The organism is Streptomyces sp. SP18BB07, assembly GCF_036322545.1.
In the GTDB taxonomy this organism is placed as follows: domain Bacteria; phylum Actinomycetota; class Actinomycetes; order Streptomycetales; family Streptomycetaceae; genus Streptomyces; species Streptomyces deccanensis.
Genome location: NZ_JAQYWT010000340.1, coordinates 379,755 through 392,152, shown reverse-complemented (window position 1 = coordinate 392,152; position 12,398 = coordinate 379,755). Strand labels below are relative to the sequence as shown.

Below are 12,398 nucleotides of genomic sequence, written 5' to 3'. Positions count from 1 at the left end.
GCTACTTGCCCTCCTCTTCGTCCACATCGGCGAACGACGCCTGGTACGCCGCGAACTGGGCGCGCTCCTCGTCCACGAGCGCGTGTCCGTCCGCGTACGCGTTCTCGAAGATGGCGAAGTGGTCCGGGTCGGGCATGGCACGCACCACTTCGCGCACTCGCCTTCCCAACGCCTCGCTCTCCGCTTCGAGTTCCGCGAAGAATCCCTCGTTCGTGTCCGTTTCGGACTCGAGGTAGCTGCGCAGACGCGCGATCGGGTCCTTGGCCTCCCAGGCCACCCGCTCGTCGTCGTGGCGGTAGCGGGTGGGGTCGTCGGAGGTGGTGTGGGCGCCCATCCGGTAGGTGTACGCCTCGACCAGGGTGGGTCCCTCGCCCCGGCGAGCGCGCTCCAGCGCCCACTTGGTGACCGCGAGACAGCCCAGGACGTCGTTGCCGTCGACGCGGACGCCCGGGAAGCCGAAGCCCTGGGCGCGCTGGTACAGCGGAACGCGGGTCTGCTTCTCCGTGGGCTCCGAGATGGCCCACTGGTTGTTCTGGCAGAAGAACACGACCGGCGCGTTGTAGACGGCGGAGAAGGTGAAGGCCTCGGCGACGTCGCCCTGGCTGGAGGCGCCGTCACCGAAGTAGGCGATGACCGCCGAGTCGGCGCCGTCCTTGGCGATGCCCATGGCGTAGCCGGTGGCGTGCAGCGTCTGGGAGCCGATGACGATCGTGTAGAGGTGGAAGTTGTTGCTGTTGGGGTCCCAGCCGCCGTTGTTCACGCCGCGGAACATGCCGAGCAGATTGGTCGGGTCGACGCCGCGGCACCAGGCGACGCCGTGTTCGCGGTAGGTCGGGAAGACATAGTCGTCCTCGCGGGTGGCCCGCCCGGAGCCGATCTGGGCGGCCTCCTGGCCGAGCAGCGAGGCCCACAGGCCCAGCTCGCCCTGGCGCTGCAGGGAGGTGGCCTCGGCGTCGAAGCGACGGGTCAGCACCATGTCGCGGTACAGGCCGCGCAGCTCGTCGGCGGTGATGTCCGCGACGAACGGGTCGTACTCGGCGTTCTTGACGCGCTTGCCCTCGGGCGTCAGCAGCTGAACGAGTTCGGGCTGGGCGTCGGTCGGCTTCTTCGCAGTGGCGCGCCTGGTGCCGGTGGTGCCGGCCGCCTTGCTGCCGGTGCTGCCGGTCTTGCCTGCGGCGCTGCGTCGCGGCTTGCGCGCGGCAGTGCTCTCCACGGTCACGTGTGCTCCTCCGTCGGTCCGGCCCCCGGGGTTGCCGGGTGACCAGTGCGGCTCGCCTGATCCCGGTGCCCGTGCACGGGGTGGGTGCCCTTGGCCGGGAACAGACGTGACAGGTGCCCCGGCGAGCACCCTGCACGAGGCACGTTACCCAGTGCGCCACATTCCTGTGAAACCCCTACTGACCTGCGATTTTCCTTGGATTTCCAAGTAATTCGGTACTAGGGGGTCCAAGTAAGTCGCGTCCGTCGGGAACAGCTGCTGGTCACAGCACTGGGTACAGCCTGGCAGGGGGCCGGAACACGGGCACGTTATCCCGGCCACCCCGGCCACGGGAAGAGTTCGCCGGAGGCGGGCCGCGAGATCGGTGGCGCAAGTTGCTCCATCCGTGAAGGCGACGGGACCGCCTCGCTCCACCTCCGGCGCCGCAGCCACCAGGCCCGCATGTCTGCGCGTCGAGCCACAGTTCGGATCTATGCATCCTGTGATCGGTAACGACTGTGTGTGACAAGCATGAGGTCAGCGGCGTGGCGCGTGCCCTAACATCTGGCGCGTGCCGCGCTCATCTGTACCACCCCCCGTGCTCCACACGCCCCCTCTGGGCCCGCTGCTGGAGCAGTACGCCGCCGGGTCCGTGCTGGGGTGCGAACCCGTCGACGAGGGGCTCCTCAATCGCGGCTACCGACTCCGCACCACCCGCGGCCGCTACTTCCTCAAGCACCACTTCGACCCCGAGACCGCCGACCCGGCCGCGATCCTGCGCCAGCACCGGGCCACCCAGCGGCTTGCCGACCTCGGCGTACCCGTCGCTCCGCCGCTGACCGGACGGGACGGACGCACGGTGGCGGTCGTCGCGGGCCACGCCTACGCCCTGCACCCGTGGATCGAGGGGCGCCACCGGCACGGGGGCCAGCTCACCCCCGGCCAGTGCGCCCGTCTGGGGGCGCTACTGGGGGTCGTGCACGCCTCCTTGGAACGGGTGATGCCGACGCCGGAGCCGGGCGCATCCGCGAGGGAGCCGGGCGCATCCGTGAAGGAATGGGGCGCACCCCTACCGAAGCGGCTGATCCCCGCGCAACGGCGGGCGGGACAGACGCGCCGACCTCCTGGGGATGCCGGGGCGGGCGGGGCCGAGAGCGCCGATCCCGTCCGTACCTTCGCCCTCATCGACGATCTGCTCGACCGGGTACGCCGCCACCGCCCGGCCGACCCCTTCGACGCGCTCGCCCGGCATCGGTTGCTGGAGCGGCGGCAGCTGCTGGCACGGCACGCGGACCGGCGGCCGCCGAGGGGTGGCTCGGTGGGGTGGGTGCACGGCGACTTCCACCCCTTCAACGTGCTCTACCGGGACGACGTCCCGGACGTGCCGGCCGCGATCCTCGACTGGGACCGGCTGGGTGTGCAGCCACGCGCGGAGGAGGCGGTCCGGGCGGCGGTGATCTTCTTCGTGCGTCCCGTCGGCGCCCTGGACCTGCCGAAAGTGCGCTCCTACGCGCGCGCGTACCGGCGTTCCGCGGGCGCCGCCCCGGCCGAGCTCGCGGCGGCCGTGCACCGCGTGTGGTGGGAGCGGCTCAACGACTTCTGGATGCTGCGCTGGCGCTACGAGCGCGGCGACAGACGTGCCGACCCGCAGTTCCCGGCGGCCTCGGCGCTGGTGGTGTGGTGGACACGGGAGTACGACGCGGTGCGTGCGGCGTTCGTGGAGTGAGCCGACGCGGCGCGCACTGCACGACAAAGGGGTGCGCCGGGGCGGAACCCGCCCGGCGCACCCCCTCAGCCTTGGTCAGCCCTCTTCGCCGCCGATGCCGCCCGGCAGTCCGCCCGCGTCCCCGCCGCCGCTGCTGTCGTCGGTCGGTTCATCGGTCGGCTCGTCGGTCGGTTCCTCGGTGGTCGGCTCCTCCGACGTCGGCTCCTCGGTCGTCGGCTCCTCCGACGGCTGGGTCTGCGTCGGGGACTGGCTGACGCTCGGCGCCTGCGTGTACGGCGGCGTGTAGCCGCCGCCGTTGTCCGAGTCGGTGCTGTCGTCCGTGGGTTCCTCGGTCGCCTCCTCGCTGGGCGACTCGCTGGTGTCCTTGTCCTTGCTGGACGTCGACGCCGTCGGGGACTTCGTGGTCTCGGTGCCGCCGCCACCGCCGTCGCCGTTGTTGTTCAGCGCCAGGGCGACGCCCGCCGCGATGGCGATCACCGCGAGGACGGCGAGGATCCACAGCTTGCCGCGACCACTTCCCCGGTTGCCGTTCCCCTCGAAGCCGCCGTCGTCCCGGCCACCGCCGCCGTAGCCCGGCAGGATCGGCTGCGGGATCTGCGAGGTGCCCGGCTCCCCGGGGTGCGACATGACCGCCGTACCGGACATACCGCCCGGCGGCGTGTGCCGGCCCTCGTGCATGGTGACGGGGCCGGTGTTCCAGGTGCCGGTGTGGCCGCCCTGGTCGTAGAGCATCTGCAGGCCGTACTGGACGAGGCCGCGCATCTCCTCCGCCGTCTGGAACCGGTCGTCCGGCTCCTTGGCGAGGGAGCGCATGACCAGGCCGTCGAGCTCCGGGGGCGCCGCCCCCTCCGAGGTCTCGGAGGGCGGTACCGGGATGTCCTGGACGTGCTGGTAGACCACCGACAGCGGGGTCTCGCCGATGAACGGCGGCCTGAGCGCCAGGAGTTCGTAGAGCAGACAGCCGGTGGCGTACAGGTCGGAGCGGTGGTCGACGGCCTTGCCGAGCGCCTGCTCCGGGGAGAGGTACTGGGGCGTTCCCATGACCATGCCGGTCTGCGTCATCGTCGTCGACGCGCCGTGCAGGGCGCGGGCGATGCCGAAGTCCATCACCTTCACCGCGCCGGTGTTGGTGATGATGACGTTCGCCGGCTTGATGTCGCGGTGCACGATGCCGTGCTGGTGCGAGTACGCGAGCGCCTCCAGCACACCGGAGACGATGATCAGCGCCTGCTCGGGCCCGGGAGCCTCGGCGTTGATCAGCAGGTCACGGATGGTGCGGCCCTCGACCAGCTCCATGACGATGTACGGCACGGGGGTGCCGTTCACCATGTCCTCACCGGAGTCGTAGACCGCCACGATCGAGTGGTGGTTGAGACCCGCCACCGCCTGGGCCTCACGCGTGAAGCGGGCCTTGGAGATGGGGTCCTCGGCGAGGTCGGAACGGAGCAGTTTGACCGCGACCGTCCGACCGAGGCGCACGTCCTCGGCCGCGAACACCTCGGCCATACCGCCCCGGCCGAGTCTGTGGGTCATCCGGTACCGGCCGTCGCCTACGAGCCCGCCGTTGCCCCACAACTCCGGCGCGTCCGACATGCCGCCGCCAGACGCCTCGGGGTCGGACGGGCCCTGAGAGCGCTGCTGCTGTGCCATCAGTCCTCGCCGTCGTTTCTGCCCGCGGTCCGCGCGGTACTTGTTACGGTCTCCGTCGGCCACGCTACAGCCTTCACGCAAGTGGCCGGTCCGGGTTGGATGCGCGACGGGTTCACGACGGATTCAAGGTGGATTCAAAGGTTGATCGGCCATGAAACCCGCAGCGCGCGCACTCGTGCAAGTTCTGTGTACCGGGCGTACGCCCCCTGTAACGCTTCCGCGACGCTTCTTTCGCGTACGGTCACGGATCGGGCACCGCGCTTGACGTGTCAGTGCCCTGGGGCAGACTTGGCCGGGAATAGCACAAAGGATCACCAGCATCATCAGGGATCACCGATCGCGGGAGCCACGCCAGCAGCTTTCGCGCGCGCCGATGGGGGACGCAGGAAGATGAGCCAGGACGCCGCACAGGGCCGGTACGCGGGGCGGTCGCTAGCCGGTGGCCGCTACCAACTGCGTGACCTGCTCGGCGAGGGCGGCATGGCCTCCGTCCACCTCGCGTACGACTCGGTGCTCGACCGACAGGTCGCTATCAAGACACTCCACACCGACCTCGGACGTGAACAGGCCTTCCGTGAGCGCTTCCGCCGTGAGGCGCAGGCCGTGGCGAAGCTCACCCACACGAACATCGTGTCGGTCTTCGACACCGGCGAGGACGATCTGGACGGCATGACGACGCCGTACATCGTCATGGAGTACATCGAGGGCAAGCCGCTCGGTTCGGTGCTCGACGCGGATGTCGCCCAGCTCGGCGCCATGCCCTCCGACAAGGCACTGAAGATCACCGCGGATGTGCTGGCGGCGCTGGAGATCAGCCACGAGATGGGCCTGGTCCACCGGGACATCAAGCCGGGCAACGTGATGATGACCAAGCGCAACGTCGTGAAGGTCATGGACTTCGGCATCGCCCGCGCCATGCAGTCCGGTGTCACGTCGATGACGCAGACCGGCATGGTGGTCGGCACCCCGCAGTACCTCTCGCCGGAGCAGGCCCTCGGCCGGGGCGTGGACGCCCGCTCCGACCTGTACTCGGTCGGCATCATGCTCTTCCAGCTGACCACCGGGCGGCTGCCGTTCGAGGCGGACTCGCCGCTGGCCATAGCGTATGCGCACGTCCAGGAGGAGCCGGTCGCTCCCTCCTCGATCAATCGTTCCCTGCCGCCGGCCGTCGACGCCATCGTCGCCCGCGCGCTCAAGAAGAACCCGAACGAGCGGTTCCCGAGCGCGGAGGCCATGCGGGACGAGTGCCTGCGGGTCGCCGGGTCCCTCCAGCCCGTCGCGCCGAGCATCGTGCCGGGCGTGCAGACGGCCAGCGGCGCGGGGGTCTCCTCCGCGGTCTTCCCGCCGATCGACCACACGGGCGCACCTCAGTCGGGCAGCGTCCAGACGCCGTACCAGCCGCCTGCCACGGGCGGTTACGGTCCGCCGACGCCGGCTCCGACGCCCGCCCCGTCCTACGGCTACCCGCAGCAGGGCGGCTATCAGACGCCGCCGCAGACCGCCGCGTACTCGCCGCAGCAGGGCTCGCCCACCCCGGCGCCGTACAACATCACACCCCAGCAGTCCTCGATGTCGGCGGGGCGTTCCGGGGGCGGGAAGAGCAACAGGGGCGTCATCGTGGGCGCGATCGCCGTGTCGGTCCTCGCGGTCGGCGGTCTGATCGTGGCGCTCTCCCTGAGCTCGGGCACCGAGGCCGAGGGCGGCGACAACGGCGCGACCGCCTCCTCCTCGCCGACCGTGGTCGAGGGGCACAAGGGCCCGGACACGTCGAAGGTCATCGAGTCGACCGAGTGCACGGAGCCCGTGGAGTCGTACAACGACCCCGAGAAGATCGAGCTGCCGGACTTCACCTTCAAGAACATCGACTCGGTGAAGAAGTGCTTCCAGGCGGCGGGCTGGCAGTACGACGTCCAGAAGGTCGACGAGAACACGTACGGCGAGGGCACGGTCATGGAGCAGTACCCGGCCGCCTCCGACGACGTCGACCCCAAGGAGATGCCCTCGATCATCCTCAAGGTCTCGACGGGCAACCCGGCCTGACGCCGCCGCGACAGACGTAGGAAGGGCCCGGCACTCGATGTGCCGGGCCCTCTGCGTACGGGGTGGGGGGTTGTCCGTAGGACTGCCGGAGGCTAGAGGTAGGGGCCGCCCGAGCGGCCGATCGTGCGGGGGTCGTCGTCGCCCTCCTGGCCGCCGACGCCCGGCGGCAGTGCGCGGCGCATCTGCTCCAACTGGGCCCGGGCGGCCATCTGCTGGGCGAACAGCGTCGTCTGGATCCCGTGGAAGAGGCCTTCGAGCCAGCCGACCAACTGGGCCTGGGCGATCCGCAGTTCCGCGTCGCTCGGGATCACCTCGTCGGTGAAGGGCAGGGAGAGTCGCTCCAGCTCCTCCACCAGCTCGGGCGCGAGGCCGTCCTCCAGTTCCTTGACCGAGCTGGCGTGGATCTCCTTGAGCCGGGCCCGGCTGGCCTCGTCCAGGGGGGCGACCCGTACCTCTTCGAGCAGCTGTTTGATCATGCTGCCGATGCGCATGACCTTGGCCGGCTGCTCCACCATCTCCGTCACCGGTACCTCGCGGGAGTCCTCGTCGCCTCCGCCGCCGCCCACGGCCATGCCGTCCTGGCCCACGACCAGGATCTGGGGCTGTTCGGGCGACCGTTCGTTCCTCGGCATCTCCATGCCGCCATTCTCTCCCACGCGTACACCTCACCACCCTGGTGCCCCCCACGCAGGGTGATCCACCGTTTACGTTGCCACGGTTCGCGTCTCGGCCGGCGATCCGGGCGGCGCCGGTCAGGACCGCACAGGGTCTCGGAGCGGGTCGCGGGCCGCCGGCGCCGGGATGCCGGGACGCCGGGGGCGTGTGACGCTGTGGTCGTGGCTTCCTGGCTTCGTTCGGTGCGCGTGACGGGACCGGTTCTCGTCGCGGGGCTGCTCGTCGTTCTGGTGACGGGGGCCGGGCCGGCGGTGTACGCCGCCGAACCCGACCCCGCGACCTCCTGGGCCGGCAGCCGCGCGGGCGAGGGCCGGGAACGGCCGGGCCGGGCGGACGCGGGCCTGGTGGAACCGGAGGACGACGCCTCCACGCCCGCGGAGGAGCCCGCTCCCGATCCGGACGGCCCGGACCCCACACTCGCCCCCGATCCGTCCCGGAACGCCGCCCTGCCCGTCCCCGGCGTCCCACCCGGTACCGGCACCGCGACCGTCGAGGAGCCCGTTCTCCAGGTCTTCGTCCTCGGCAGCGGCCTCATTCTGATCGGCCTGGGCCTCGGACTGGCCTTCGTGGGGCTACGCATACGGCGGTACTGAACCGGCGACGTCCCACCGGGCGAAGCCCTGGGGCTAGGCCCTGGGTGGAGGCCCTGGGTCGAGGCCCGCACGGCCGACCGCCCGCGCCTACGGCACCACCAGCAGCACCTTGCCCACGTGGCCGCTCTCCTCCAGCACCCGGTGTGCCGTGGCCGCGTCGTCCATGGGGATCTCCCGGTCGACGACCGGGCGTACGTGGCCACCGGCGATCAACGGCCAGACATGTTCGCGTACGGCGGCGACGATGGCCGTCTTCTCCTCCCGGGGCCGGGCCCGCAGCGAGGCCGCGCTGATCGCGGCCCGCTTGGCGAGGAGGGCGCCGATGTTCAGCTCACCCTTGATGCCGCCCTGCATACCGATGATCGCGAGCCGGCCGTTGACGGCCAGGACCCGGACGTTGCGGTCCAGGTACTTGGCACCCATGTTGTCGAGGACCACGTCCGCACCCCTGCCGTCCGTGGCCGCCCGGACCTCCTCGACGAAGTCCTGCTCGCGGTAGTTGATCAGGACGTCCGCCCCCAGGGCGGCGCACTGCTCCAGCTTCTCCTTGGTGCCCGCCGTGACGGCGACCTTCGCGCCGACGGCCTTGGCGAGCTGGATGGCCATCGTGCCGATGCCGCTGGAGCCGCCGTGCACGAGGAGCGTCTCACCGGGACGCAGATGGGCGATCATGAAGACGTTCGACCAGACCGTGCAGGTCACCTCGGGCAACGCGGCGGCCTGTCGGAGGTCGAGGCCGGAGGGGACCGGCAGCAGCTGGCCGGCCGGAACGACCACCTTCTCCGCGTAGCCGCCGCCCGAGAGCAGCGCGCACACCTCGTCGCCGACGTTCCACCCGGCCACACCGGGCCCGATCTCCTCGACGCGGCCGGAGCACTCCAGGCCGGGATAGGGGGAGGCACCGGGCGGTGGGTCGTAGAAACCCTGCCGCTGCAGCAGGTCGGCGCGGTTCACGGCGCTCGCCGCCACCTCGATGAGCACTTCGCCCTCGCCGGGCACCGGGTCGGGGACCTCGTCCCACACCAGGGCCTCGGGTCCACCGGGTTCGGGAATCGTGATCGCATGCATGAGAGGGACGCTACCCCTCGCCCTCCTGTCCGATCCCAGCCCCGTCCTCACTGCCTTCGCCGGTCCTCGACTGCCCCCGCACGCCCCGCACCACCCTCGCGCGCCCCGGGCCTCCGACCTGCATCACCACCCCGGCCGCCCCCTAGCCTGACTCTGCGGACATACCCCGCGATCCCCTACCCGCCGCCCCCCGACCTCCGCAGCCGCGCCCCCATCGACCCGCACCCCAACGTCATCCGGCTTTCCCTCCGCCGTCCCGACGTGCTTCGCTCCGACAGACGTGCTTCGCTCCGATACAGGAAGCAGTCGACGCGGTCGATTTTTTTCCCGCGCGGCGACCGATGAGTTCCGGCGGTCCCGGCGGTCTCCCCTTGCGTAGCCCCGGACACGGGCCCCGTACGCGGAAGGATCTCAACATGAGCGCACAGACGTCCGGCCTCGCGATCGAGACCGCTGGTCTGGTGAAGACGTTCGGCGAGACCCGGGCCGTCGACGGCGTCGACCTGGCCGTGCCGGCCGGCACGGTCTACGGCGTCCTCGGCCCGAACGGCGCCGGCAAGACCACCACGGTGAAGATGCTCGCCACCCTGCTGCGCCCCGACGGCGGCCAGGCGCACGTCTTCGGACACGACGTCGTCCGGGAGGCCGACGAGGTACGCGGCCGGGTCAGCCTGACCGGGCAGTACGCCTCCGTGGACGAGGACCTCACCGGCACCGAGAACCTGGTGCTGCTCGCCCGGCTCCTCGGCCACGACAAACGGACGGCCCGGCAGCGCGCCGGGCAGCTGTTGGAGGCCTTCGGACTGAGCGAGGCGGCCGGCAAACAGGTCAAGCACTACTCGGGCGGCATGCGGCGCCGTATCGACATCGCCGCGTCCATCCTCAACACGCCCGACCTGCTGTTCCTGGACGAGCCGACGACCGGCCTCGACCCGCGCAGCCGCAACCAGGTGTGGGACATCGTGCGCGCGGTGGTCGCCCAGGGCACGACCGTGCTGCTGACCACGCAGTATCTGGACGAGGCGGACCAGCTGGCGTCCCGGATCGCGGTCATCGACCAGGGCAAGGTGATCGCGGAGGGCACCAAGGGCGAGCTGAAGGCGTCCGTGGGTGCCGGTTCCGTCCATCTGCGGCTGCGCGACGCGGCCCAGCGGCCGCAGGCCGAGGAGGTGCTGCGGCTCGCCCTCGACGCCGACGTACAGCGTGAGCCGGACCCGGTGGCGTTGACGGCACGCGTCGGCGCGGGATCCGCCAACGGACAGGGGGCCGCCGAGGCCGCCGCCCGGGCGCTCGCCGAGCTGGCCCGCACCGGTATCACCGTCGACAACTTCTCGCTGGGCCAGCCCAGCCTGGACGAGGTGTTCCTCGCCCTTACCGGACACGACACCAAGGTGACGGCCACACAGGCCACCGGCACCCCCGAGACGAAGGACGAGGCAGCGGCATGAGCACGGCGACCACCACCGAGAACAAGGAACTCGCCCCTGTCAGCACCGAGTCGCTCACCGCGCTGCTCATCGCCAAGGAACGCCCGCCGCGGCCCAGCGCTCTCTCGGCGTCGCTGACGTTCGGCTGGCGGGCCATGCTCAAGATCAAACATGTGCCGGAGCAGCTCTTCGACGTCACCGCCTTCCCGATCATGATGGTGCTGATGTACACGTACCTCTTCGGCGGGGCGCTGGCCGGCTCCCCGGAGGAGTACATCCAGTTCCTGCTGCCGGGCATCCTGGTGATGTCGGTCGTGATGATCACGATGTACACCGGGGTCTCGGTCAACACGGACATCGAGAAAGGTGTCTTCGACCGGTTCCGTTCGCTGCCGATCTGGCGGCCCTCGACGATGGTCGGCTATCTGCTGGGCGACGCCCTGCGCTACGCGATCGCGTCCGTGGTGATGCTCACCGTCGGCATGATCCTCGGCTACCGCCCGGACGGCGGCGTGGTGGGCGTGGTCGCCGGGGTCGCGCTGCTCATCGTCTTCTCGTTCGCGTTCTCGTGGATCTGGACGATGTTCGGCCTCATGCTGCGCACGGAGAAGTCCGTGATGGGCGTCAGCATGATGGTGATCTTCCCGCTGACCTTCCTGTCCAACGTCTTCGTCGATCCGAGCACCATGCCGGGCTGGCTCCAGGCGTTCGTCAACAACAGCCCGGTCACGCATCTGGCGTCGGCGGTCCGCGAGTTGATGGCGGGCGAGTGGCCGACGGCCGAGATCGCCTGGACGCTGGGCTGGTCCGCCCTGTTCGTGCTGGTCTTCGGCCCGATCACGATGCGGCTGTACAACCGCAAGTAGGCGATCGCATCGAAAGGGTGGCCCCGGGGTGCGTCACCCCGGGGCCACCCTTTCGCTTCCGCTACGGCAGGTGCTTGGTCTCGGGGGCGATCTTCGTGCTCGGGGTGGCACGGACGATGGTGATCAGCCGGTCCGTCAACTGGAGTTCGCCGATGGACGGATCGTCGTAGCCGAGCACCCGGTGCCCGCGCAGCACGCTGACCACCAGGTCCTCCGTCTCCCGCACACCTCGCCCCACCTCGGCCTTTATGACCGGACGTTCGGCGATGTCGAGCCCGCTGCCCTGCTGGATGAGGTCCTCCATCACCATGCCCGCGGCGGGACTGAGCACGGAGAGCCCGAGGAGCCGTCCGGCCGCACTGGCGCTGGTGATGACGACATCGGCCCCGGACTGCTTCAGCAGCGGCGCGTTCTCCTCCTCCCGGACCGCGGCCACGATCTTCGCGCCTCGGTTGAGCTGGCGGGCGGTCAGCGCGACCAGTACCGCGGTGTCGTCCCGCGCGGTGGAGATGATGATCTGGCGTGCCTTCTGCAGCTCGGCCCGCAGCAGCACATCACTGCGGGTCGCGTCGCCGACCACCCCCGTGTACCCCTCGGAGGCCGCCGCCTCGATGGCCTTCGAGCTGGGGTCCACGACGACGACCTGCTCCTTCTTCAGGCCCGTCGCGCAGACGGTCTGGACCGCCGACCGCCCCTTCGTCCCCCAGCCGACGACAACGGTGTGCTCCCTCAAAGCCGCCCTCCAGCGTTTCAGTCGCCATTCCTCGCGCGTGCGCTCCGTGAGCACCTCCAGCGTGGTGCCGACCAGGATGATCAGGAACAGCACGCGCAGCGGCGTGATCACGAAGATATTGGTGAAGCGGGCAGCATCGCTGACCGGGGTGATGTCGCCGTAGCCGGTGGTGGAGAGGGTGACCGTGGCGTAGTAGAACGCGTCCAACAGATCCACGGAACCGTCGGAGTTGTCGTTGTACCCCTCGTTGTCGGCATAGACGATGAAGGCGGTGGCGACGAGCACGAACAGGGCCATCGCCAGCCGCTTGCCGACCTGACGGATCGGCCGCTCGACCTCTCTCTTCGGCAGCCTCACCTGGTGGGTCACGTGACGCTCGTCCACGTTGCGGGCGATCGCGTCCTGGCCCGGAAGTTTCACGT

Annotated in this window: 10 protein-coding genes; 5 read left to right on the top strand and 5 right to left on the bottom strand. The window is 70.3% G+C overall.

Annotated features, from left to right (window positions below; genetic code table 11):
- Position 1: 1 nt before the first annotated feature.
- Positions 2–1,219: a pyruvate dehydrogenase (acetyl-transferring) E1 component subunit alpha gene (pdhA, locus tag PUR53_RS29860; RefSeq protein WP_329901772.1), complete on the bottom strand. Its 1,218-nt coding sequence runs from the start codon at positions 1,217–1,219 to the stop codon at positions 2–4.
- 577 nt (positions 1,220–1,796) lie between these two features.
- Between pdhA and PUR53_RS29855 the strand changes: the two genes are divergently transcribed.
- On the top strand, positions 1,797–2,924 hold the full coding sequence (locus PUR53_RS29855; RefSeq protein ID WP_329910220.1) for a phosphotransferase: 1,128 nt from the start codon (positions 1,797–1,799) through the stop codon (positions 2,922–2,924).
- Between the two features lie 75 nt (positions 2,925–2,999).
- Here PUR53_RS29855 and PUR53_RS29850 read toward each other — a convergent pair whose 3' ends face one another.
- Positions 3,000–4,574: a protein kinase domain-containing protein gene (locus PUR53_RS29850; protein WP_329901774.1), complete on the bottom strand. Its 1,575-nt coding sequence runs from the start codon at positions 4,572–4,574 to the stop codon at positions 3,000–3,002.
- A gap of 390 nt (positions 4,575–4,964) precedes the next feature.
- Here PUR53_RS29850 and PUR53_RS29845 point away from each other — a divergent pair, with 390 nt between their 5' ends.
- A complete protein-coding gene (locus PUR53_RS29845) occupies positions 4,965–6,614 on the top strand; it encodes a protein kinase domain-containing protein (protein ID WP_329901775.1) in 1,650 nt (549 codons plus the stop codon).
- A 92-nt stretch (positions 6,615–6,706) separates the two neighbouring features.
- On the opposite strand, the gene PUR53_RS29840 is transcribed toward PUR53_RS29845, so the two are convergent.
- Entirely contained in the window at positions 6,707–7,252 is a 546-nt protein-coding gene (locus PUR53_RS29840; protein WP_239755893.1) for a bacterial proteasome activator family protein, read from the bottom strand.
- Between the two features lie 198 nt (positions 7,253–7,450).
- On the opposite strand from PUR53_RS29840, the gene PUR53_RS29835 reads away from it, so the two are divergent.
- The gene (locus PUR53_RS29835; protein ID WP_329901776.1) at positions 7,451–7,882 is read left to right on the top strand and encodes a hypothetical protein; all 432 of its coding nucleotides are present in this window, start codon (positions 7,451–7,453) and stop codon (positions 7,880–7,882) included.
- 87 nt (positions 7,883–7,969) lie between these two features.
- Here the strand turns inward: PUR53_RS29835 and PUR53_RS29830 are convergent, their stop codons facing one another.
- Positions 7,970–8,950 (bottom strand): NAD(P)H-quinone oxidoreductase, encoded by a 981-nt coding sequence (locus PUR53_RS29830; RefSeq protein WP_329910219.1) that lies wholly within the window; start codon positions 8,948–8,950, stop codon positions 7,970–7,972.
- Positions 8,951–9,366: 416 nt separating this feature from the next.
- On the opposite strand from PUR53_RS29830, the gene PUR53_RS29825 reads away from it, so the two are divergent.
- Positions 9,367–10,398, top strand: coding sequence for an ATP-binding cassette domain-containing protein (locus tag PUR53_RS29825; RefSeq protein ID WP_329901778.1), 1,032 nt, complete (start codon positions 9,367–9,369; stop codon positions 10,396–10,398).
- A complete protein-coding gene (locus tag PUR53_RS29820; protein WP_329901779.1) occupies positions 10,395–11,243 on the top strand; it encodes an ABC transporter permease in 849 nt (282 codons plus the stop codon). The genes PUR53_RS29825 and PUR53_RS29820 overlap by 4 nt, the downstream gene beginning before the upstream one ends.
- Positions 11,244–11,304: 61 nt before the next feature.
- Here PUR53_RS29820 and PUR53_RS29815 read toward each other — a convergent pair whose 3' ends face one another.
- Positions 11,305–12,396: a potassium channel family protein gene (locus tag PUR53_RS29815; protein WP_329901780.1), complete on the bottom strand. Its 1,092-nt coding sequence runs from the start codon at positions 12,394–12,396 to the stop codon at positions 11,305–11,307.
- Positions 12,397–12,398 lie beyond the last annotated feature (2 nt).